This is a genomic window from Stenotrophomonas sp. PUT21 (assembly GCF_052232875.1).
GTDB lineage: Bacteria > Pseudomonadota > Gammaproteobacteria > Xanthomonadales > Xanthomonadaceae > Stenotrophomonas > Stenotrophomonas maltophilia_N.
Window position 1 is genome coordinate 2,874,118 of the sequence record NZ_CP197645.1, and the last position, 22,809, is coordinate 2,896,926.

The 22,809-nt window shown below is 68.6% G+C and carries 14 protein-coding genes; 9 read left to right on the forward strand and 5 right to left on the reverse strand.

Annotated elements, in window-relative coordinates; translation table 11 throughout:
• Positions 1–54: 54 nt before the first annotated feature.
• The 4 genes from ACTT2I_RS13180 (at position 55) to mdtD (ending at position 3,409) form a co-directional block, all read left to right on the forward strand.
• Positions 55–306, forward strand: a complete 252-nt coding sequence (locus ACTT2I_RS13180; RefSeq protein ID WP_088432962.1) for a WGR domain-containing protein — start codon at positions 55–57, stop codon at positions 304–306.
• Between the two features lie 76 nt (positions 307–382).
• Positions 383–1,456 (forward strand): uroporphyrinogen decarboxylase, encoded by a 1,074-nt coding sequence (gene hemE / locus ACTT2I_RS13185; RefSeq protein ID WP_293978449.1) that lies wholly within the window; start codon positions 383–385, stop codon positions 1,454–1,456.
• A gap of 329 nt (positions 1,457–1,785) precedes the next feature.
• Complete coding sequence (locus ACTT2I_RS13190) at positions 1,786–1,947, forward strand: hypothetical protein (RefSeq protein ID WP_443096688.1); 162 nt, start codon at positions 1,786–1,788, stop codon at positions 1,945–1,947.
• A gap of 58 nt (positions 1,948–2,005) precedes the next feature.
• Positions 2,006–3,409, forward strand: coding sequence for a multidrug transporter subunit MdtD (mdtD, locus tag ACTT2I_RS13195; protein WP_121038923.1), 1,404 nt, complete (start codon positions 2,006–2,008; stop codon positions 3,407–3,409).
• Positions 3,410–3,458: 49 nt separating this feature from the next.
• Here mdtD and ACTT2I_RS13200 read toward each other — a convergent pair whose 3' ends face one another.
• The 4 genes from ACTT2I_RS13200 to ACTT2I_RS13215 all read right to left on the reverse strand — a co-directional run bounded on the left by ACTT2I_RS13200 (position 3,459) and on the right by ACTT2I_RS13215 (position 17,781).
• Entirely contained in the window at positions 3,459–6,989 is a 3,531-nt protein-coding gene (locus ACTT2I_RS13200) for an ATP-binding protein (protein WP_421099170.1), read from the reverse strand.
• Between the two features lie 53 nt (positions 6,990–7,042).
• On the reverse strand, positions 7,043–10,540 hold the full coding sequence (locus tag ACTT2I_RS13205) for a hybrid sensor histidine kinase/response regulator (protein WP_421099169.1): 3,498 nt from the start codon (positions 10,538–10,540) through the stop codon (positions 7,043–7,045).
• Complete coding sequence (locus ACTT2I_RS13210) at positions 10,537–14,046, reverse strand: ATP-binding protein (RefSeq protein WP_443096689.1); 3,510 nt, start codon at positions 14,044–14,046, stop codon at positions 10,537–10,539. The genes ACTT2I_RS13205 and ACTT2I_RS13210 overlap by 4 nt, the downstream gene beginning before the upstream one ends.
• A gap of 186 nt (positions 14,047–14,232) precedes the next feature.
• Positions 14,233–17,781 (reverse strand): hybrid sensor histidine kinase/response regulator, encoded by a 3,549-nt coding sequence (locus ACTT2I_RS13215; RefSeq protein ID WP_421099167.1) that lies wholly within the window; start codon positions 17,779–17,781, stop codon positions 14,233–14,235.
• Positions 17,782–17,979: 198 nt separating this feature from the next.
• On the opposite strand from ACTT2I_RS13215, the gene ACTT2I_RS13220 reads away from it, so the two are divergent.
• From ACTT2I_RS13220 to ACTT2I_RS13230, 3 genes are read left to right on the forward strand one after another with little or no spacing between them, the layout of a single operon-like run.
• Positions 17,980–18,693, forward strand: coding sequence for a YceI family protein (locus ACTT2I_RS13220; protein ID WP_421588803.1), 714 nt, complete (start codon positions 17,980–17,982; stop codon positions 18,691–18,693).
• Entirely contained in the window at positions 18,690–19,262 is a 573-nt protein-coding gene (locus ACTT2I_RS13225; RefSeq protein WP_088432954.1) for a cytochrome b, read from the forward strand. Before ACTT2I_RS13220 ends, ACTT2I_RS13225 begins: the two co-directional genes overlap by 4 nt.
• Positions 19,263–19,264: 2 nt before the next feature.
• Positions 19,265–19,831 (forward strand): YceI family protein, encoded by a 567-nt coding sequence (locus tag ACTT2I_RS13230; RefSeq protein WP_019186059.1) that lies wholly within the window; start codon positions 19,265–19,267, stop codon positions 19,829–19,831.
• A gap of 139 nt (positions 19,832–19,970) precedes the next feature.
• Here the strand turns inward: ACTT2I_RS13230 and ACTT2I_RS13235 are convergent, their stop codons facing one another.
• Positions 19,971–20,189 (reverse strand): glutaredoxin family protein, encoded by a 219-nt coding sequence (locus ACTT2I_RS13235; protein WP_293980171.1) that lies wholly within the window; start codon positions 20,187–20,189, stop codon positions 19,971–19,973.
• Positions 20,190–20,286: 97 nt separating this feature from the next.
• Between ACTT2I_RS13235 and ACTT2I_RS13240 the strand changes: the two genes are divergently transcribed.
• Positions 20,287–21,669, forward strand: a complete 1,383-nt coding sequence (locus tag ACTT2I_RS13240) for an L-serine ammonia-lyase (protein WP_421099165.1) — start codon at positions 20,287–20,289, stop codon at positions 21,667–21,669.
• 114 nt (positions 21,670–21,783) lie between these two features.
• Positions 21,784–22,785 carry an alpha/beta fold hydrolase gene (locus ACTT2I_RS13245; protein ID WP_293980175.1) on the forward strand — a complete coding sequence of 334 codons (1,002 nt, stop codon included), beginning with the start codon at positions 21,784–21,786 and terminating at the stop codon, positions 22,783–22,785.
• The last annotated feature ends 24 nt before the right edge of the window (positions 22,786–22,809 follow it).

The following is a 22,809-nucleotide window of genomic DNA, read 5'->3' on the forward strand; positions in this document are numbered from 1 at the left end:
GCACCTGCCCCGTCGCTGACGGCCGCCTCCGGCGTTCACGGCTACAATCGGGGCATGCGCGTCTTCCTGCACCAACACCCCCGCGGTGCCGATCCGGCCCGCTATCTCCAGCTCACCCTGCAACCGGACCTGTTCGGTGGCTGGGAGCTGCTGCTCGAGTCCGGCCCGATCGGCGGGCGCGGGCAACTGCGCCGCGAGCTGTACCTGGAGGAAGACCTGGCGCTGGCCGCGTTCGAAAAGGCGCGCGATGCGCACCTGCACCGCGGCTACGAAGTGACCTACACCAGCGGCGATCCGCCGCACTGAGCGGCCACCCTACCGCCATGCCCTACCGCCACGACCCCATTCGGCCCTGCGCCACCAGATCCCAAGGAAGCGTTCCGTGACCAGCCCCTCCCGCCATGATCGCCTGCTGCGCGCCCTGCGCCGCGAACCGGTGGACTGCACCCCCGTCTGGCTGATGCGCCAGGCCGGTCGTTACCTGCCCGAATACCGCGCCACCCGCGCCAAGGCCGGCAGCTTCCTGGCCATGGCCAAGAACCCGGACATCGCCTGCGAAGTCACCCTGCAGCCGCTGCGCCGCTTCGACCTCGACGCCGCGATCCTGTTTTCGGACATCCTCACCATTCCCGACGCGATGGGCCTGGAGTTGTATTTCGTCGAAGGCGAGGGCCCGAAGTTCCGCCACCCCGTCCGCGACACTGCGGCCATCGCCAGACTGGCCGTGCCGGACATGGAAACCGAACTGCGCTACGTGATGGACGCCGTGCGCGTGATCCGCCGCGAACTGGACGGCAGCGTGCCCCTGATCGGCTTCTCCGGCAGCCCGTGGACGCTGGCCTGCTACATGGTTGAAGGCGGCGGCAGCAAGGACTTCGCCCGCATCAAGGCGATGGCCCTGAACGAACCGGCCGCCCTGCACCAGCTGCTCTCGGTCGTCACCGACGCGGTGATCGCCTACCTCGCCGCCCAGCGCGCGGCCGGCGCCCAGGTCCTGCAGGTCTTCGACACCTGGGGCGGCGTACTCAGCCCAACCATGTACCGCGAATTCTCCCTGCGTTACCTGACCCGCATCGCCCAGGAACTCGAACGCGGCGAAGGCAGCGACCGCACCCCGCTGATTCTGTTCGGCAAAGGCACCGGCCTGCACCTGGGCGCCCTGGCCGACACCGGCGCCGACGCCCTCGGCGTCGACTGGACCCTGGACCTCGCCGACGCCGTCGCCCGCACCGGCGGCCGCGTTGCCCTGCAGGGCAACCTCGACCCCACCACCCTCTACGGCAACCCCGCCGCCATCGAACGCGCCGCCGGGCAAGTGCTCGACAGCTACGTCCAAGGCAACGGCGGCTCCCGCGAAGGCCACGTCTTCAACCTCGGCCACGGCATGTCCCCGGACATGAATCCCGACCACGTCCAAGTGCTGGTGGAAGCCGTCCACCGCTTGAGCCGGCGCTGATCGCCATCGGCAGGTAGCCGGCCAGCGGCCGGCACTGCCTAGGCATGGCCGACGACGCGCGCGTTCTGCATCCAGGACGCGCGCCTTCTTCTTTTGCACATCGAAAGACGTGAGCCTCCCGTCGACTGCCCCATCGGCTTTGATATTGCCGCGCTGCGCGCGGCCATCCACGCGTGGCGTGGATCTACCCATATCATTTGCGGCATCACATCCATTCAGGGCATCAAGACGAACGTCTGATTTCCTGCATTTCCGCTTTTCCTGTCACAGCCAGACAGCAGTCATGGGTGTGGCACGGGTGGGTTGGCGAGCGCCATGGATGGCGCGACATGAGCCTCCATGGACGGATTTACGGCGTGTCCCGCCGACCCACCCGTGCCGCACCCTCTCCGGGACACCGACCGCACCAATGCTTCGGCTTCGGCTTCGGCTTCGGCTTCGGCTTCGGCTTCGGCTTCGGCTTCGGCTTCGGCTTCGGCTTCGGCTCTTGACCACACCCTGATCCCACATCGGCGATCATATCGCCCTCGTTGACGAAGGCCCCGCACCATGACGACCAGCAGCTACGCCTCGATCCGGCCCCTGTTGTGGCTCGTATCGCTGGCCATCTTCATGCAGATGCTGGACTCCACCATCGTCAACACCGCACTGCCTGCCATGGCCCGCAGCCTCGGCGAAAGCCCGTTGCAGATGCAGTCCGTCGTCTTCAGCTACGCCCTCGCCGTCGCCACCTTCATCCCCGCCTCCGGCTGGATCGCCGACCGCTTCGGCACACGGCGCACTTTCCTCGTCGCGATCATCCTGTTCACCCTCGGCTCGCTCGCCTGCGCCCTGGCCCAGACCCTGCACCAGCTGGTCGGTGCACGCGTCCTGCAGGGCATCGGCGGCGCCATGCTGCTGCCGGTCGGCCGCCTGGCCGTGATGCGCTCGGTCTCCCGCGAAGAATTCCTTCGCGCCATGAGCTTCATCGCCATCCCCGCCCTGATCGGCCCCCTGATCGGTCCCACCCTCGGCGGCTGGCTCGTCGAAGTCGCCTCCTGGCACTGGGTGTTCCTGATCAACCTCCCGATCGGCATCATCGGCTACGTCGCGGCGATGAAAATCATGCCCGACCACTACGCAGAGCACCGCACCCGCTTCGATATCGCCGGCTACCTCATGCTCGCCTTCGGCATGGTCGTGCTCTCGCTCGCGCTGGATGGCATCTCCGGCATGGCCACGCCCCATGCCCTGGTCATGCTGATGACTGTCGCCGGGCTGGCCGCTCTCGTCGGTTACTGGCTGCACGCGGCCAACTCCACGGCCCCGCTGTTCTCCCTCGCGCTGTTCCACGTTCCCAGCTACCGCATCGGCATCCTCGGCAACCTGTTCTCGCGCATCGGCAGCAGCGCCATGCCGCTGCTGATTCCGCTGCTGCTGCAGGTCGGCATGGGCATGAGCCCGATGAACGCCGGTCTGTTGATGATCCCGGTCGCCGCCGCCGGCATGGTCTCCAAACGCTACGCGGTCAAACTCGTCGAGCGCTTCGGCTACCGCCGCGTGCTGATGGTCAATACCGTTCTTGTCGGCCTGGCGATGGCCAGTTTCATCTTCATGACACCCGGCCAGCACCTGTGGATCCGCATCGTGCAGCTGGCGCTGTTCGGCGCGGTCAACTCGCTGCAGTTCACCGTCATGAACACCGTGACCCTGCGCGATCTGGACCGTGACTTCGCCAGTGCGGGCAACAGTCTGCTCTCGATGGTGATGATGCTCGCCACCGGCTTCGGTGCAGCGGCGGCCGGCAGCCTGCTCGCCGCCTTCAATCACCTCGATGCCTCACACGGCGCGACGGCCGCGCTGCACGCTACCTTCGTCTGCGTCGGTGCGATCACCCTGACCTCCACCCTGATCTTCTGGCAGCTGCCCGATACCCGCCCCTCGCCGCGCGATGTCGAAGAGGTCGCCGAGTAACCGCTGAGCAGCGCTGCCTGTCGCGGCTTGGCGGCGCAGCGGCCGACGGTCAGCGGACGGCACTCAGGACGCGCGCAATGGCCTCCACCAGCAGATCGCCGGTGACCGGCTTGCGCAGGAACGCGTCGAAGCCGGCGTCGCGGGCCTGCTGCTCGATCGACGGATACGTGCGCGCGGTCACCGCGATCAACGGCATCTCGAACCCTTGGCTGCGCAGATGCTCGGCCAGCGCGATGCCGCCCAACCCCGGCAGATCCAGATCCATCAGCACCACCGCAAACGGCGCCTCACTGACCTCGCGCAACGCCGACAGCGCATGCTCGGCATGTACCACGTCGTGGCCGCGCGCCGACAGCAGCCCGCTGACCACCTCGGCCACGGTCAGATCGTCTTCCACCAGCAGGATCCGCAAGGGCGGCAGCACCCAGTGTTCGCCTTCGGCCGCACCCGGCACCCCGGTCACTCCCTGCTCCAGTGGCAACGGCAGGGTTACCGTGAAACGCGTCCCCACGCCGAGCTGGCTCTGCACGCCGATCTGCCCCTGCATCGCCAGCGCCAGCTCACGGCAGATCGCCAGGCCCAGCCCACTGCCACCGTATTGGGCAGCCGTGCGTGCACCGTCGGCCTGCTCGAAGCGACGGAACAGTCGCTCCTGCTGATCGCTGCTGATGCCCGGCCCGGTATCGGATACCTCGATGTGCAACCCGCGGCCGGCCGTGATCGCCCGCAACGTCAACCGCACTTCGCCATGGCTGGTGAATTTGACCGCGTTGCCAAGCAGGTTCAACAGGATCTGGCGCACACGCAGCTCATCGCCGATCGTGCGGGTTCCTGCTGGCAAGGTGTTGTCGACCACGAACCGCAGTCCCTTCTGCTCGGCCAACGCGGCCATCAACGCACAGACATCGTCGATCGGCCGCTGCAGCTGGAATGGCTGCGCCTGCAGTTCCAGGCGCCCGGACTCGATCCGGGCCAGGTCGAGCGCGTCGTTGACCAGGTGCAGCAGGTGCTCGCCGGCGTGCCGGATCGACTCGGTATAACCGCGCTGCTGGGGATTCAACGGCGATGACAACAGCAGCTCACTCATGCCCAGCACACCCGTCATCGGCGTGCGTACTTCGTGGCCCAGATTCGCCAGGAAGCGCGTTTTCGCCATCGAGGCCTGCTCGGCCAGCTCCTGCTTCTGCAGCGCCAACTGGTAGGCGTGCCGGCGCTGCAGCCTGCGCCGGTACAACCAGGCGAACAGACTCAGCAGCAACAACACAGCCGAGGTCAGCAGCAACAATCCGGACAGGCTGCGCCACCACGGTGGCAGCACACGGAACTCCAGCACCTGCACCCGCGACCAGATGTGGTCGGCCGAGCGCGCCTGCACTTCCAGCCGGTAGCGGCCTGGCGGCAGGCGTGAGAACAGGCGTTCACCGCCGGGCCCCACTTCAACCCAGTCCGGATCGTAGCCGGCCAGGCGGTAGCGGTAGTTGTTCGAGGTGGAATCAGCGAAAGACAGCAGCCGCGCCACGATCCGCAGGTCACGGTCGCCGTCGGCGATGTCCAGCGGCACCGCATGGGTCAGGTCCAGCACGCGTTCGCCACGGCGCACCTCCACCCGCTCGATCACCAGCGGCGCCCGACGTGTTGCCGGCTTGACCAGCGCTGGATCGAACACCACCACGCCGGCGGGCGTACCCCCGACGATGCGGCCGCTTGGCGTCAGCGACAGCGTGCGGCGACGGAACTCCTGGCTGGGCAAGCCATCGTGCACGCCGTACTGGCGCACACTCCCCGCCTCCGGATCGACCCGCACCAGGCCGCGCGCATTGGCTGCCCAGACTACCCCCTGCCGATCCACCACCAGGCCGGTCGCCGTGATCGCGGGGTAGCCGGCACTGCTGCCGATCACTTCCTGCAGGGTCAGCCGATCGCCCTGCCAGCCGTAATGGGACAACTTGCCCTCTTCAGAGAGCCACACACTGTCATCGTCGGCCAGCGCCATGGCATGCACGCTCGCCGCGGGGCCGCCCGGCAACGGCTCGAAGCGCGAGCGCGTGGCGACCCACTGCAATAGACCCTGTCCGGTGGCTACCCACAGGCGATCCTGCGGACCGCAGCGGATATCGAGCGCGTTCTGGCCAGCGCTCAATCCGGCATGGCCGAGCGCCACGCGGTGCAGGACGCGCCCGTCCAGATCGCGCTGCTGGAGCCCGTTGGCCGAGGCCGTCCACAGCCGCTGCCCGTCGCACAGCGCCAACGCGTCGATCGCGCCCTCCATCGTGGCGTCCACCGCGGCGTCGCGTCCCCATCGCCGCATCCGCTTCTGCCGGGGGTCATAGCGCAACAGCGCGTCCCAGGAGCCGATCCACACCTGCCCGCGCGGATCTTCCAGCACCGACTGCAGCCACTGCGTACCGTCCACCCAGGTCCGGTGCTGTTCGATCTTCCCGCTGACCGGGTCGAACTTGTCCAGGGCACCGTGCGTGCCGACCGTCCACACACCGCCGTCGGCGGCCGCGCCCATCCCCAGCACGTACGCGTTGCGCAGCGAGGCCGGGTCATCTTCCAGCCGCGAGAGCACCGAGAACTGCCACCACCGCGGCAGCAGATGCCACAGGCCGCCATTGGTGCTGGCCAGCCAGATGCCGCCCTCGCGATCTTCGTAGGCACCGGTCCAGTTTGGCCGGACCTGCCCACGCGCGATCGCGCTGTACAGCGGCACCTGCTGGAACTGACCGTCCATCGCGCGACCCAGGCCGGAGCGGGTGTCGAGCCAGTACCCGCCCTGTTCGTCGCGCAGCATCATGCCCAGGATCTGATCGCCCTCGGCGACGCTCCACGGGGCCGGCTCGAAACGGCCATCCGGCCGCCGCACCGCCACCCCGACATTGCTGCTGATCCACAGGCTGCCGTCGGGTTCGGCGGTCAGCCCATTGATGACGCGCGCCGACAACTGGTCGCTGGGAACCGCTTCGAAATCGTGTCCGGTCCAGCGCGCCAGGCCGGCCTTGGATCCGATCCACAACGTGCCATCGAGCGTGGTGGCCAGATTGCCGACCGACGCCGCCGGCAGGCTGCGCGGGTTGCCGGGCTCGGGCATGAAGCGGGTCAGCGTGCCGTCGCGCTCCAGCCGGTGCAGGCCGCACTGGTAGGTGCCGAACCAGATCGCACCGTCCGGTGTGGAGGCCACGCTCCAGATCGTGTTGCTGCCGATCTCCGGATGGCTGTCGCGATCGTAGAAACGGATTTCACGACGGTCGGCCGACATCATCGCCAGGCCGGCATTTTCCGTGCCGATCCACAACTGATTGCGCGCATCCACGTGCACGCTCCAGACGTGGTTGTCGCGCAGGCCGTCCTCGGCGCGCCAGATGCGGTAATTGCGACCGTCGTAGCGGGCCAGGCCATCGTTGGTGGCGATCCACAGATAGCCGTAGCGATCCTCGGCCATGCGGTTGACGGTGTTGGATGGCAGACCATCGAACACGGTGAGCTGCCGCGGCGTCGGCGGCACCGGCTGCGCCGACGCACGCGTCGGCCAGAGCACACACAGGCCGATCAGCAACGGCCACAGCACACGCAACACCAATGGCTCTCCCGGGTCTGTCCGTTGATTCACTGCCGCCGCCCGGAACGGGCCTGTCACCCCTGACCACCCCGGTCCTCGGGCAATGCCCCGCATAGTAAACCGTTCCCCGCACCGGCACGATCCGGCCGCGGCGACCCCAGCCGCTGCATCGCCGCCTGCAGGACATCGCCCTGCAGCGGCTTGTGCAGCAGCCCATCGCCCCCGGCGGCCGCGACCTGCGCGTCCAGATCCGGATCCCGACGCGCCGTGAGCACCAGTACCGGCAGGCGTTGGCCCTGCTGACGCAGCAGGCGCAGCAAGGACAGTCCATCCATGCCCGGCAGGTCCAGGTCCAACAGCATCAGTTGCACGCCGGGGCGGGCCAGCGCGGTCAGGGCAGCCAGCGCGTGCTGCGCATGGAGCACGCTGTGGCTGCGTCCCTGCAGCAGACCCGTGACCACCTCGGCAACGAGAGGATCATCTTCCACCAGCAACACCCGCAGACCCGCCGTTTCACCGTCGATGCCGTGCGCGTCCGGACCCGGCAGGAGCGACGGGCAGCGATCCAACGGGACGCTCAGCGTGGCCTGCCAGCGATGATCCGGCAGCTGCACCACACACAACCGCCCCTGCATCGCCCCCACCAGCACATCGACATCGGCCAGCGCCTCGCGCACCCGGGACAGCCGAGGAGACGGACAGGCCCCCGGTTCGGCCAGCACATCCAGCAGCAGACCGGTGCCTCCCGGCCGCCAGGCCATGCGCAGGGTCAGCAGGGTTGCACCGATCTGCGCCGCGAGGCCGCAGGACAGCCATTGCACTGCCTGCCGCAACCGGTCCGGATCGCCCTCGACACAGGCATCGGCCGGCAGCGGCGCTCCCAACGTCAAGCGGCAACCGGACACCGCCAGGCCGCACGCCACCGCGGCCTGCACATCGAGCCACCACGGCCCGATGGCGAAACGCCGCTGCTGCAGCGGCACCTTGCCGGCCTGCAGCCTGGCGATCTCCAACGCTTCATCGACCACCTGCAGCAATGCACGTCCACCCTGCTGGATGTGCAGTACCTGTTGGCGCGCCTCCACAGGCAGCGGCGCCTCCAACAGCAGCTCGCTCATGCCCAGGACACCGGTCAGCGGCGTCCGCACTTCATGGCCCAGCGTGGCCAGATAGCGTTCCTTGGCCTGCGCGGCCTGCTCGGCGCGCGTCTGGCGGCGTGCGGCCGCGCGCCAGGCGAGCGCACGGCCCTGGCGCCGCCGCAGCGTCCATACCAGCAACACCACCGCACCGCCTGCGATCAGGCACAGCAACGCCCATGCGCCGGGATGTGCCCAGCCGCTGTAGGCCACCTGCAGCTGCTGCTGCTGCACCGGCGTCCACTGCCCATCCGCGCCGCGCGCCTGGAACTCCAGCACATGCTCGCCGGCCGGCAGGCGCGGGAAGCCCCGGGTGCCACGCTGCCCGGCGCGCACCCACTCCGGATCTTGGCCGCGCAAGCGGAATCGATACTCGGTCGCGCCCTGACTGCCGTTGAGCAGGCGCGCCGACAACTGGATGTCGCGGTCATCGGCATTGAGATGCAGCGGATCGGCTGCGGGCAGCTCGGTCCAGTGCCGTTGCCGGCGCACCTGCACACGGTCGATCACCAACAACGCAGGCGTCGTGGCCGCCACCATCCCGGCCGGATCCAGTGCGAGCACATTGCCCTCCACGTCGATCGCCAGCAGGTGCCCCTCTGCGGCCACCAGACCGCTCCCGAACACCATCACCGGCAGGCCGTCGTCCACCGTGTACAGCCGGGCACTGCTGCGATCGGGCGCCAGGCGCACCACTCCCCGCGCCAGCGTGGCCCACACCGCGCCGTCGTCGGCATCCGCCACGCCGCGTGGCAGCGCCGCCGGCACTCCCTGCACGGCGTCGAGCCGCGTGGCGCGATGCAGACGGCCTGCCGTGTGCCGATACGCGGCCCAGCCATCCGCATCGGCCACCCACAACTGCCCATCGGCAGCCACATGAAGGGCCCCCACCTCGCGGCGCGGGCTGCCCGGCACAGGCACGAACCTGTTGGCTGCACCGTGCCACTGTTTGAGACCCTCACGGTCGCCCAGCCACACCTCTGCGCGTGCATCGCATTGGAGGGTGAACGCCACGCCGCCCGGGCGCAGCCCGGCCATTTCGTAGGTGCTGCCGCCCAGTACCGTGCCATCACCCGCACGCTGTTCAAGCCGGCCATTGCCGGCAAGCCACACCTGCCCACCGCAGGCCAGCAGTGCGGCCTCTGGCGTCCCTCCCGGCGCAAGCTCGATGCCGCCTACCTGCCAGTGCTGCGCGCGCCCGTGCGAAGGGTCGATCCGGGTCAGCCATGGCGCCGCGAAGACCCACACCACTCCCTGTGGATCTTCGACCACCACGTGGCGATCGGCACGCCTGGGTTCGTGCGCATAGGACCACCGTGCGCCGGAGAAGCCGTGCACCGGTGAGACCTGCATCAGCCTGCCGCCGCGGGCCCACCACGCCTGCCGGTTGGTGGCAGGGGCCAGTCCGCCCGGTGCAACAGCATCGGTGTCCTCCGGTGCTGCGAAGCGCTCAATGTGCCGCCACTGGGCGCCGAGGCGCCATACGCCCTGATGGCTGCCCAGCAACCAGACGCGCCCCTGCCGGTCTTCGGTCACCCGCACGATGCGCGGCACGCTGAGGCCGTGCAGATGGGGCAACGTGATGCCATGGCGGTCCTGACCATCCCGGTCCTGCCACCACAACTGCACCCCATCGGCAAACCAGTCCCCGCCGTCCCGGCTGGGCCCGAGCCAACGTGCCGGTTCACCGGGGGATGCTGCGGGCTGCAACACCGGCAGCAGCCGCACGTTGGTGCCTTCGGCGGTACTCGAGCGCAGCCGACCCTGCGCATCGACCCCGAGCGCGGTGACCGGCAGGACGGAGGCACCCAGCAACGCCGGGCCCTGGAACCGATCGTCATGCCATCGCGCCAGGCCGGCTCCGCTGCCGATCCATACGCCGCCCTGCGGATCAGCCGCGAGCCGGTCCACGCGCGCGGACGGCAGGCCATCACCCTCTGCCGTCGGCAGGTACTGGCGCAGGCGCCGATCACGGCCGAGCCGGAACAACCCGGCGTCGCGGGTGCCGAACCAGATGCTGCCATCGTCCATCGGCTGGATCGCCAGCACCGGGCTGGCGGCCGCAGCCGCGGCAGGCGGCCCCGCCCATCGGTCGAACTGCTGGCGATCGGCCGTCAGCCGCTGCAGATAGCCGTTGGCGGTACCGATCCAGAGTTGGTCACGGGCGTCCAGCGCCAGGCTGCGCACCGCGTTGTCGGCCAGGCCGTGCTCCATGCGCCACACCCGGAACCCACCGCCGTCGTAGCGTGCCAGGCCATCCTCGGTCGCGAACCAGAGATAGCCCTGCCGATCCTCCACCATCTGATGCACCACGTTGGAGGGCAACCCATCCACGGTGGTGACTCGCACCCCATGACTGGACAAGGCCAGAACCGGCGCGACCGGCATCAGCCAACAAAGCAGCACGCACAGGCACCCACTGAGTACGGTCTTCATGCGACGCGGCGACATCGGGCCAGCCCATCAGCCAGCGTCGTCCGGCTCACCGGCAGGCGCAGGAACATATCGAAGCCGGCCGCGGTCGCCGCGCGCTGGGCACCGGTATCCGCGCGCGGGCTCAATGCCAACCGCGGGACACCCGGCCAGCAACGCGACAAGCGCGCGCCCGCCCGTTCGTCGTCGAGACACAGCCCCGGATCGACCACGATGACATCCCAGCACGCGCCATCACTCGCGGTCTGCGGCATGCCCTCGAGCCCGGGCACACACAGCGCCAGATGTCCCAGCGATGCGAGCATGGCCAACAGCACCTCGGCGACGGACGGCGAGGGGTACACCACCAGCACGCGCAGCGTGCGCGCGCCGAGCGGTTCCGGCCGCGCCTGCAGTGGTGCGGTTCCCGCGACGGCCTCGCCACGCGGCATCGGCAGGCGTACCTGGAAGCAGGCCCCCTCGCCCGGGCGGCTGGTGACCATGATGTCCCCGCCCATCGCCAAGGCCAGATCGCGTGAGATGGCCAACCCGAGACCGGTGCCACCGTAGCGTGCGGTGGTCTGTGCACCGTCGGCCTGCTCGAAGCGCTGGAACAGACGCTGGCACTGCGCGGGGGTCATGCCAGGCCCGGTATCGCGCACCCGCAGCAGCACGCCCTCACCGCCGTCGCCGGGCTGCGCCTCGAGCCTGACCGTGCCCTGCGCGGTGAATTTGAGCGCGTTGCCCAGCAGGTTGAGCAGGATCTGGCGCAGGCGCGGCGCGTCGCCGAGAAAGCAGGCCGACGCCGGCACGCTGCTGTGCCATTCCAATACCAGTGCCTTGCCCTGCGCCACCGGCAGCAACAGCGCATGAAGCTCTTCGATCAACCGCTGCAGGACGAACGGCGCCGGCTGCAACTGCAATTGCCCGGACTCGATACTGGCCATGTCCAGCGCGTCATCCATCAGCCGCAGCAGGTGTTCACCCGCGTAGTGCAGGCTGTTCACCCGGCTGCGCTCCGCGAGGGCGAGGGGCGCGCGCAGCAGGAGCTCGCTCCAGCCCAGCACTGCGGTCATCGGCACGCGGATGCGGGCACCCAGTGTGGTCAAGAACCGCGTGCGCTGCACGGACGCGCGCTCGGCGCGCTGTTGCCGGGCATGCAGCCGGCGCCACCGTCGTTGCCGGCGTCGATGCGCGTGGCAACCCCATCCTCCCACCCACACCACCCCGACCACGGCGGCAGCGGCGGTCCACCGGGCCGGCGGCGTCTGCCACCACGCCGGGGTCACCTGCAACGCCACCCGACGGATCGGCGACCATCCTGCGTCTCCCTGCCGGGCCTGCACCTCCAGCGACTGCAATCCGACCGGGAGGCGCTCGAACACGCGTAGACCGGCGGCACCGCTTTCCTGCCAGTCCGCATCATGCCCGTGCAAGCGGAACCGGTAGCGCACGTGGGACGGCTCACCGCCACTGAGCAGGCGCGCCGCAACACGGACATGCCGATCCGCACCCGAGAGCGGTACCGGTCCGGCACCGACCGGCAACGTGATCTGCGCCTTGCCACGGCGCGCGGTGATCGCGTGCACCACCAGTCCCGGCGTCCGCGCCGGACGCAGGACGGCAACCGGGTCGAACAGCAGCAGGCCGCCCTCGTGCGCTGCTGCGACCACATGGTTCCCGGCGGTGCGCACCAGCCGCCGGGGCATCACGGCATGCACTGGCAGACCATCGTCACTGCCAAAACGACGTACGCCACCGCCATGCGGATCGACCCGGATCAGGCCACGTGCATCCCCCGCCCACGCGATCCCGCCCGCGTCGACCACCAACGCACGCGCAAGCAGGCGGGGGTACCCATGCACCACACCGAAACTGTGCGTCTTGCGCAGCTGCTGCCCATCCCACCGGTAGCGGCGCAGCATGCCCGGACTGCTGATCCAGTAGTGCCCATCCTCGCCGTGGGCGATGGCCCCCACTTCCTCGCGCGGCGCGCCGTCGACGGAGGCAAACCGCTGCTGTGCCGGTAGCCAGCGCTTGACACCGCTGCGGTCAGCCGCCCACAGCACACCGTCGCTGGTACACAGCAACTGCGGCCCGTGCGTGGGCGGAACCAGGCCGAGGGTCTGTGGCACGGCCGAGAGCTGCAGGACACCGTCGGCATCGCGTCGCTGGATCCGATCCTGCCACGCCAGCCATAGCGATCCATCCTGGCAGGCCTGCAGGTCGACCGCACCGGTGCTGCTTTCCCCGCCCAGCAGCCAGTGGCGCTGTTGGCCGGTGCCAGGCACGTAACGCGACAGCGTCGTGCCGCTGGTCACCCATACCTGGCCGCGACGATCTTCGGCCAGGCCCACTGCCCGCGTGGGGAGATGCTGTGGGCGGTAGTCGAAGCCGATGTCGCTACGCCCGCTCCGCACATCCACGCGCTGCACGCGCCCGCTGTCACCGGCCACCCATACCCGCTCGCCTCGGGAAGGCGTCAGCGCCAGCACATGGGCGCTGTCCAGTCCCGGCCACCCATCGCGGGCGGCAGGCAGCAGCGTGAACTGGCGCCAGCGGGCGGGCAGATGCCACAGCCCCTGGCCGCGACCGATCCACCACAGTCCCCCGACCCGGTCCTCCAGCGCGCCCAGGACCGCGGCCGTCCGGAGTGCGGCGCCGTCGTGCCCGCGCAACGGCACCGGTTGTGGCGTCCGCCCCGGCCCATGACGAAGCAGGCCGGTGGGACCGGCGGTCCACAACTCGCCCTCGGTACTCCGCAGCACCGGCATGGCCGAGCCAGTCGGTATCGGCAACAACGCACCGTCGCCACGCCAGCGATGCACGGCCTGTCGCGTTCGGGCCCACACGCCCCCCTCAGGATCGGGCCAGAGCTCTTGAACGTCGCCACGCTCAGCGTCTGGAAGCGGCACGGCGACCCATCGGTCTTTCTCGCGGCGGAACGCTCCCGCCGGCGTGCCGACCCACAGCCGACCATCGCGATCGGTGATCAAGGCATTCACCTGCGGCACGTGACCGCCATGCCCCGGCATCGGCACGGCCTGCCAGTGGCCATCCGGGTGCCGCGCGAACAGCCCGTCCGTACGCGTGCCGACCCACAGCAGGCCATCGCCCGTGCTGGTGACCTGCCCGATGCCGGTGCGCGGCAGCGCCACGGCGCCATCGCCCGCCACACTCTGGATCACGCGCCGATCAGCGGAGATCTTCACCAGCCCCTGCGAGGCGGTCGCCAGCCACAGCCGATCCTGGGCATCCACATGCAGCGCGCGCAGGTCGACATCGGGCAGCCCCTGCTCGCGCCGCCACGCACGGAAGCGATGGCCATCAAAGCGCAGCAGGCCATCATCGCTGGCGAACCACAGATAGCCGTCACGGTCCTCGACGACGGCGCGCAGCGCCGAGGTCGGCAGCGCGTCCGCAGGCCCCAGCGGACGCGGCCACGGCAAGGTGACCAGGGTACCGGCGAGGGCTGGCATCGGCAGCCAGAGCACGACCCCCAGCATCAACGCGACCCAACGCCTGCTCATCCATGCGGATCGGCCTCCTGCCACACGTACCCCGACCATCCTCCGCTGCCTGAACAGCACGGTATGTCGACGCCGCGCGAAGCGGAGCAATGAGACCGGGATAACGTCACAACCTGATCAATGAAATTTCAGATCAAAAAATCAACTTCGACGCATTGCGGCAATCGAAGTGAAACGCGATGCGCGTCAGTAACGAAGTGACTTGCCAGCGCGCGCCTGCACGATCGCATCGATCAGCATGTCCCCGGTCACCGGCTTGCGCAGGAACCCGTTGAACCCGGCGGCCAGCACCTGCTGCTCGGCATAGGCATCCGAGCGCGCCGTCACCGCGATCAAGGGCAGCTCGTAGCCCATCGCGCGCAGTTGTCCGGCGATCGCGATGCCATCCAGCGCCGGCAGGTCCAGGTCGAGCAGCCCCACATCGAAGCTGCCGGCCGCGACTTCCGACAGCGCTGCCAACCCATGCAGCACGTGCACCACCTCGTGCCCACGCGTGCGCAGCAGCCCAGCGATGACATCGGCCACAGTGGCATCGTCCTCCACCAGCAGGATGCGCAGCGGTGGCAGCTGCGTGCGCGTTTCCTGGCCCGGATCACGCGGCGTGCCGACCGGCTGTACGGTCCACGGCAGCGGCAGCGATACGGTGAAACGGGCACCCTCGCCCAGCCGGCTGTCGATCTCGATCCGGCCCCCCATCGCCACCGCCAGTTCCTGGCAGATCGCCAGGCCCAGGCCGCTGCCGCCGTAGCGCGATGCGGTGCGTGGTCCATCGGCCTGTTCAAAGCGATGGAACAACCGCTCCTGCTGGTCCTGGTTGATGCCCGGCCCCGTATCGGAGACCTCGAAGATGATCGCCCGACCGTCATCGGCCAGCTCGACACCGAGCCCGACATGGCCGTGCTCGGTGAACTTGATCGCGTTGCCGAGCAGGTTCATCAGGATCTGGCGCACGCGCATCTCATCGCCGCTGACCTGCACCGGGCCGGGCAGGTTGAAGCTGCGCTCGAACGCCAGGCCGCGGTGATGGGCCATCGGTTCCATCAACGCCTCCACCTGGTCCAGCAACGACATCAGGTCGAACGGCCGCAGATCCAGCTCCAGCCGCCCCGCCTCGATACGCGCCAGATCCAGTGCGTCGTTGACCAGCCGCAGCAGATGCTTGCCCGCATGCTGGATCGAACCGGCATAGCCGCGCTGGACCTCATCCAGCGAGGTGGACAACAGCAGCTCGCTCATGCCCAGCACGCCGGTCATCGGTGTGCGCACTTCGTGCCCCAACGTGGCCAGGAACCGGCTCTTGGCCTGCGAGGCCTGCTCGGCCAACTGCTGCTTGTGCACCGTCAACTGCCACTCCTGGCGACGCCGCAGGCGCGCACGCGCGACGTAGGCCAGCGCTGCGATCCCGACCAGGCCCAGCAGCACATACCCCACGATCGCCCAGCCACTGCGCCACCACGGCGGGCGCACCTCCAGTTCCAGGGTGCTGGGCGGCGTCCACGCGCCCTGCGGCGTCGCGGCCTGCACCTCGATGCGGTAGTGCCCGGATGGCAGACGCGACAGCAAGCGCTCGCCATCGGCGGCCTGCATCACCCAGTTCTGGTCATAGCCGGACACCCGATAGCGGTAGCGGTTGCCGTGCGGGTTGGCGAACGACAGCAGGCGCGCGGACACGATCAGGTCGCGGTCCTGCGGGCCAAGCACGATCGGCGCCTGGGTGGGCAGCATCTGCTGGCCTTCGGCGTCATCGCGGCGCACCTGCACGCTGTCGATCACCAGCTGCGACGGCGGCAGCACCATGTCCGCCGCGTCCGGATCGAAGCCCACCAGCCCGGTCGCGGTCACCGCCAGCACGCGGCCGTCGCGCGCCTGCACGGGCGGGCGATTGCTGAACTCCACATCGGGCAGTCCATCGCGTTCCCCATACAGCCGCAATCGGCGCTCGCTGCCCTTCCAGCAGACCAGGCCCCGCGGCGTGGTCGCCCACACCTGCCCGTGCCTGCCCAGCGCCAGCCCGCCCATCGACACCGCCGGCATCCCCTGCGCTGCGCCGACGCGCTCGCGCAGGCTCATGCTCAGCCCATCCCAGCGATACCGTTCCAGCGCGCCCTGGCGGGCCAGCCACAGCTCGTCCGGGCCGGTCCAGGCCGCATCGTAGATGCTGCCGCGCGAAATCCCGGGCACCTGCTCGAAGCGGTCGTTGCGCCACCGCATCAGCCCCATGGTGTCGCCCATCACCCACAGCTGCCCACGCGGATCGAACACCATCTGTTCGACCGGGTTCTCGCCCAGCCCCCGGTTCTGATCGTTGCGGATGGTGTCGAGCACGTTGCCGTGGGCATCGCGGCGCTGGATACCGAAATTCATGATCGACAGCCACAGCTCGCCGTTCGGCGCCTGGCGGATCAGATCGATGCGTTGGCGCACATCCGCGCCACCACCGATCTTCCATTCGCGCAGCACGCCGGTGGCCGGCTGGTAGAGACTCAGACGGCCCGCACGACCGATCCACACCGCGCCGTCCTCGCGGGGCAGCAGCGACCATGCGGCGCCCACCCCGATCTGTTTGTCGTCGGCGATCTGGCGCAGCTGGCCCTGCGCATCCAGACGGTACAGCCCGTGCGCGCCGGAGATGTAGTAGTCATCGCCCGCCGCGGCCGCACCCAGCAGGTACACGCTGTCCAATGGCTTGCCATCGAGCTGGTACCAGCTGGAGAAGCGCTTCCAGTCCGGCGGCAGATACGCCAGCCCCTGGGTCAGCATCGCGACCCACAGGCCACCTTCATGATCCTGCAGCATGTCCAGCACACCGCTGCGTGCGGTCAGGAAGCCACTGCCGGCGTCGCCGGCGAGCAGCCGCACCGCACTCGCGTCGCCGCGGTACAGGCCATCGGCCGTGCCCAGCCAATAGCCGCCATTGCGATCGTGGATGACCGTAGCCGCACGCACATCGGCACTGAGCTTCCAGGGCGCCGGATGGGCCTGGTCATCGGCACCGATCCGGAACAGCCCGCCTTCGGTGCCCGCCCACACGGTGCCATCGGGCTCGCGGGTGAGGCGGAACACGCTCTTGCCACTGAGCAGGGCCGGCGCAATACGGGTGAAGCCGTCGCCATCCCAGCGGGCCACACCGTTGGAGGTGCCCACCCAGACCCGGCCCTGCGGATCGGCCAACAGACTGTAGATGGTGTTGTCGGGCAGGCTGCGCGGATCGTTCGGGTGGGCTTGGTACCTGACCAGGGTCCCGTCCTCGCTGCGGCGGCAGATACCGTGCTGGTTGGTGCCGATCCACAGCGATTGCGCGGCATAGGCCAGCGACCAGAACTGGCCCTCGCACGCCGCATTGAGCTCGGGGAACCGCGCGAACGCGCTGCGGTCGGGGCCGAGCATGCTCAGGCCAACGCCATTGCTGCCCACCCATACCCGGTCCTGTGGATCGATGAGCAGGGTTTCCACCTCGTTGCCGGGCAGCGAGCCGGGCTCGGCTGGATCGTGCCGCCAGACCCGCAGGCCGACCCCGTCCACGCGGGCCAGGCCATCATCGGTACCGGCCCAGATATAGCCCTGCCGATCCTGCGCCAGCGCCAGCACCATGCGCGACGGCATGCCTTCGGCCGCACCCAGGCGGCGCAGGCGTGGCGTCTCTGCCGATGTTCCTGCGGCTTCCAACACTGACGGCACTGCGCACAACCACAGCCCCAACAGCACGATGCCTGCACCCCAGCGGCGCGTGCTCATCGATCCAGATCTCCCTGTTGGTGCGGATTGTCACACAGCGATCAGGACGGTGTCCGCATTCTGGGGGGCGGCTGCCGTGGATGGAACGGGCTGTTTCCGTCCCGCGCGAGGAAGGCAGCATGGGCCGCCCGTGCTGTTGTCGGCGGCACCACGATCTGTTGCAGCCATGACGCTGCATCCCATGACACGGCTGTGCGTATGATCGCCCCAGACCCTTATGGAGCCAGCGCCTTGCTCAAGCGCCTGACCCTTTCCCTGCTGCTGGCGGCCACGCCGCTGCTCGCCATCGCCGCCCCGGACAGCTATCGGCTTGATCCGGTGCACACCCGTGTGCTGTTCGCGGTGGAGCATGCCGGCTTCTCCCACGCGCTGGGCACCGTGTCCGGCAGCGAAGGCGTGCTGGTGTTCGATCCGGACGACTGGCGCACGGCACGGCTGGAGGTCAGCGTGCCGATCCAGCGCCTGGACCTGGGCGATGCCAAATGGAACACCGCCACACTGGCGCGCAACCTGCTCGACGGCGAGCGCTTTCCCGAGGCGCGGTTTGTCTCGACCCGGGTCGAACCGATCGATCCGAACCACGCCAACGTCATCGGCCAGCTCACCGTACGCGGCGTGACCCGTGAGGTCACCCTGGCCGTCACCCTCAATGCCCTCAAGCGTCATCCGCTGCCACCATTCCGCCGCACCGCCGGTTTCTCGGCCACCGCCACGCTCAGCCGCAGCGCGTTCGGCGTGGATGGCTGGGCCTCGATGATCGGCGATGAGGTGCAGCTGCGGATCGAAGCGGAGGCAGTGCGCGATCGCAACGCCGGTGATCCCGCCGACGCCACACCCACCGATGCGCCGGGAACTCCGGCCCCGCCGGTTGACTCAGATACCCCACAGCCGGTCCAGGAGACCACGCCATGACCGCCAAGAACACCCTGACCCGCTGGGGCGGCGTCAGCCAGACCCTGCACTGGTTGATCGCCGTGTTGATCCTCGCCCTGGGCATCGTCGGGCTGACCATGGGCGAATTGCCCAAGACCCCGAAGTATTTCTGGGTCTACACGATGCACAAATCGATCGGCATCACCGTCCTGGCCCTGGTTGTGACCCGCCTGCTGTGGCGCCTGTACGCGGGCGCACCACAACCGGTGCCGGGCACGCCGACCTGGCAGGAACGCATCGCCTCGGCCACGCATTGGCTGCTGTACGTGCTGATGTTCGCCATTCCGCTGTCGGGCTGGCTCTACGACTCGGCCAGTGGCCTGCGTCCGTTCCGCTGGTTCGGCCTGGTCGATGTGCCCAAGCTGAGCGCACCGGATGAACGTGTCACCCAGATCTCGCACGCCATCCACGAGTGGGGCTTCTGGCTGCTGATCGCCGTGGTCGTGGCCCATGCCGGTGCAGCGCTTTACCACCATTTTTACCAACGCGATGCCACGCTTGCGCGCATGCTCCCGCAGCGCTGGCTTGCCTCCCCCCAGAAGGATTGACCATGAACATCAAACTCACATCCCCCGCCGCGGTCGCCGCTGCCCTGGCCGGCCTGCTGGCCACCGCTCCGGTACTGGCCGCCGACTACGTGCAGGCCCCCGGCTCGGTGCTGGCCTTTGCCACCAAGTACGACGGTGAAGTGTTCACCGGCACCTTCCCGGGCTTTGATACCCGGATCAGCTTCGATCCGGCCAAGCTGGACGATGCCAAGCTGGAAGTGACCATCCCGCTGGCCAGTGCCAAGAGCGGCAACAGCGACCGCGATTCAACCCTGCAGGGCGCGGACTTCTTCAACGTGGGCAAGTTCGCCCAGGCCAAGTACAGCGCCACCAAGTTCCGCTCGCTCGGCAACAACCAGTACGCCGCCGACGGTACCCTTGAGCTGCGTGGCGTGAGCAAGCCGGTCACCCTGACCTTCACCTGGACCCCGGGCGCGCAGCCGGTGCTGGCCGGCAAGGCGACGGTGAAGCGTCTGGACTTCGGCGTGGGCGGGGGAGATTGGGCCGATACCAAGACCATCCCGAACGAGACCGCGATCAGCACGAAGGTCGTGCTCAAGGCGAAGTAAGGGCGTCACCACCTTGCGCCGGGCGCTCCCGGCGCCTCGCGGTTCTGACCGGCTGCCGGCCACTGGCAGCCCATCCCTGGGCAGAGCCGACCGATGGTCGGCTGCCTTGGCAGTCAGCGCAGCCGACCAACGGTCGGCTCTACCGGATCCAGGCGTCTACCGCCGCCACATCGAACGGCCAGTCCAGCTCGCGGCCCTGCGCATCGCGCAACACCGGCACCCGCAGCCCGTAGCGGGCCTCCAGCGCGGTGTCGTCATCGATGAACACACTGTCCAGATCGGCCACGCGGGCCTGTGCCAGCACCGCCAGGGCCTGGTCGCACAAATGGCAGTCATCACGCTGGAACAAGGTAAACACCGGCCCACCCGCCTTGGGAAATGTTGCGCCGCACTCAAGGCTGGCGCCTGCGACAGCATAGAATAGTGCTCCATCCGATACCCGCAGTTTGGCAATCATGGCTGTCAGCACGTTCGACGTTTTCAAGATCGGCATTGGCCCGAGTTCTTCGCACACCGTGGGACCGATGAAGGCTGCCGAACGTTTCGTGCACCGCTGGCTGCTCGATCCGGGCCATCTGCAGGACGTGGTGCGCATCCGCGCCGACGTCTACGGTTCGCTGGCCCTGACCGGCCGTGGCCATGGCACCGACAAGGCCGTGCTGCTCGGGCTGGAAGGCCAGCGCCCGAACCTGATCGATCCGGACATCATCCCCGAGACGCTGGAACGCATCCGCAGCAGCAAGCGGATCCGCCTGATGGGCCAGCACGAGATCGCCTTCGAGGAGAAGCGCGACCTGGGCCTGAACAAGCGCCAGAAGCTGCCCTACCACACCAACGGCATGCGCTTCACCGCCTACGGTGCGGACGAGCAGGTGATCGCCACGCGCGATTACTACTCCGTCGGCGGCGGCTTCGTGGTCAACCAGGACGACGCGGCCGATGACCGGATCGTGCCCGATGAAACCCCGCTGCCCTACCCGTTCAAGAGTGGCGACGAACTGCTCGCCCAGACCGCACGCAGTGGCCTGAGCATCGCCCAGATGATGTTCGAGAACGAGAAGTGCTGGCGGACTGAAGAGGAGATCCGCGACAGCCTGCGCGAAATCTGGAGCGCCATGCAGGCCTGCGTGGCGCGCGGCATCCGCCAGGAAGGCACCCTGCCCGGCGGCCTGCATGTCTCCCGCCGTGCCCCGGCGCTGTACCGCGAACTGTCCTCCAAGCCGGAAGCGGCGATGCGCGACCCGCTGACCACGCTGGACTGGGTCAATCTGTACGCGCTGGCCGTGAATGAAGAAAACGCCGCCGGTGGCCGCGTGGTCACCGCCCCGACCAACGGTGCCGCCGGTGTGCTGCCGGCCGTGCTGCATTACTTCGACCGTTTCTGCCCCGGTGCCAACGAACAGCGCGTATTCGATTTCCTGCTGACCTCGGCCGCGATCGGCATCCTGTACAAGGAAAACGCCTCGATCTCCGGCGCCGAAGTGGGCTGCCAGGGTGAAGTGGGCGTGGCCTGCTCGATGGCGGCCGGGGGCCTGGTCGCCGCGCTGGGCGGCAACCCGAGCCAGATCGAAAACGCCGCCGAAATCGGCATGGAGCACAACCTCGGCCTGACCTGCGACCCGATCGGTGGCCTGGTCCAGATCCCGTGCATCGAGCGCAATGCGATGGGCGCGGTCAAGGCGATCAACGCCTCGCGCATGGCCATGCGCGGCGATGGCAAGCACAAGGTCTCGCTGGACAAGGTCATCAAGACCATGCGCGACACCGGCCGCGACATGCAGGACAAGTACAAGGAAACCAGCCGCGGCGGGCTGGCGGTCAACGTCATCGAGTGCTGATCGACTGCCCTCGGCGGTAGAGCCGACCGTTGGTCGGCTGCCCCCGGTCGCACCATCGGTACGCCTGCACGGTCGCTCCGGTACAGTCAGGACTCCCCCGTTCCGGAGACCGCCATGCGCATCCTGGCCGCCGCCCTGCTTGCCTGCCTGCCGCTGACCAGCCTCGCCGCCGACACCTATGGCCCGCGGCTGGAAGGCTTCGACTACCCCTATCCAGTCAAGATCTTCCGGTTCGAGTCCCAGCGCCAACCGGTGGAAATGGCCTATATCGACGTGCCCGCCGGCGGCAAAGGCTTCGCCGGGACCGTCGTGCTGCTGCATGGCAAGAATTTCTGCGCGGCCACCTGGAAGGACACCATCGCGGCACTGAGCGCGGCCAGCTACCGGGTGATCGCGCCGGACCAGATCGGCTTCTGCAAATCGAGCAAACCCGAGCGCTACCAGTACTCGTTCGGCCAGCTGGCGGCCAATACCGAGGCCCTGTTGGAGCATCTGGGCTATGGCGAGGGCAAGCTGCACATCGTCGGCCATTCGATGGGCGGCATGTTGGCGGCACGGTTCGCGTTGATGTATCCCCAACGCCTGCTCAGCCTGTCGCTGGTCAACCCGATCGGACTGGAAGACTGGAAGGCCAAGGGCGTGCCGTGGCGCAGTATCGATGCCTGGTATGCGGGCGAGCTGAAGACCAGCTTCGACAGCATCAAGCGGTACCAGCTCGACGTCTATTACAACGGCCAGTGGAAGCCCGAGTACGAGCAGTGGGTGCGCATGCAGTCGCGCATGTACGACGGCCCCGGCAAGCAGGCGGTGGCGTGGAGCCAGGCGCTGACCTCGGACATGGTGTTCAACCAGCCCGTCGTCTATGAGCTGCCCACGCTGACGGTGCCGACCACCTTGTTCATCGGCCAGACCGACCGCACCGCGATCGGTCGTGACCTGGCGCCGCCGGCGCTGAAAGCGACGCTGGGCAACTACCCGGCACTGGGCAAGGCAGCAGCCGCGGCGATTCCGGGGGCCACCCTGGTGAGCTTCGATGACCTGGGCCACTCGCCGCAGGTGCAGGATCCGGCCAGGTTCAATGCGGCCTTGTTGAAGGCTCTGTCGCCCCACGACTGAGCCAACCGTGCGGTTGCGCCACGC

Excerpts from the sequence above, each read along its gene's own strand:
- ACTT2I_RS13230 (WP_019186059.1), top strand. The coding sequence starts at position 19,265 with ATGAACATCAAACTCACATCCCCCGCCGCGGTCGCCGCTGCCCTGGCC.
- ACTT2I_RS13205 (WP_421099169.1), bottom strand. The coding sequence starts at position 10,540 with ATGAAGACCGTACTCAGTGGGTGCCTGTGCGTGCTGCTTTGTTGGCTG.
- ACTT2I_RS13180 (WP_088432962.1), top strand. The coding sequence starts at position 55 with ATGCGCGTCTTCCTGCACCAACACCCCCGCGGTGCCGATCCGGCCCGC.
- ACTT2I_RS13240 (WP_421099165.1), top strand. The coding sequence starts at position 20,287 with ATGGCTGTCAGCACGTTCGACGTTTTCAAGATCGGCATTGGCCCGAGT.
- ACTT2I_RS13225 (WP_088432954.1), top strand. The coding sequence starts at position 18,690 with ATGACCGCCAAGAACACCCTGACCCGCTGGGGCGGCGTCAGCCAGACC.
- ACTT2I_RS13190 (WP_443096688.1), top strand. The coding sequence starts at position 1,786 with ATGAGCCTCCATGGACGGATTTACGGCGTGTCCCGCCGACCCACCCGT.
- ACTT2I_RS13210 (WP_443096689.1), bottom strand. The coding sequence starts at position 14,046 with ATGAGCAGGCGTTGGGTCGCGTTGATGCTGGGGGTCGTGCTCTGGCTG.
- ACTT2I_RS13245 (WP_293980175.1), top strand. The coding sequence starts at position 21,784 with ATGCGCATCCTGGCCGCCGCCCTGCTTGCCTGCCTGCCGCTGACCAGC.
- ACTT2I_RS13220 (WP_421588803.1), top strand. The coding sequence starts at position 17,980 with ATGATCGCCCCAGACCCTTATGGAGCCAGCGCCTTGCTCAAGCGCCTG.
- ACTT2I_RS13215 (WP_421099167.1), bottom strand. The coding sequence starts at position 17,781 with ATGAGCACGCGCCGCTGGGGTGCAGGCATCGTGCTGTTGGGGCTGTGG.
- mdtD (WP_121038923.1), top strand. The coding sequence starts at position 2,006 with ATGACGACCAGCAGCTACGCCTCGATCCGGCCCCTGTTGTGGCTCGTA.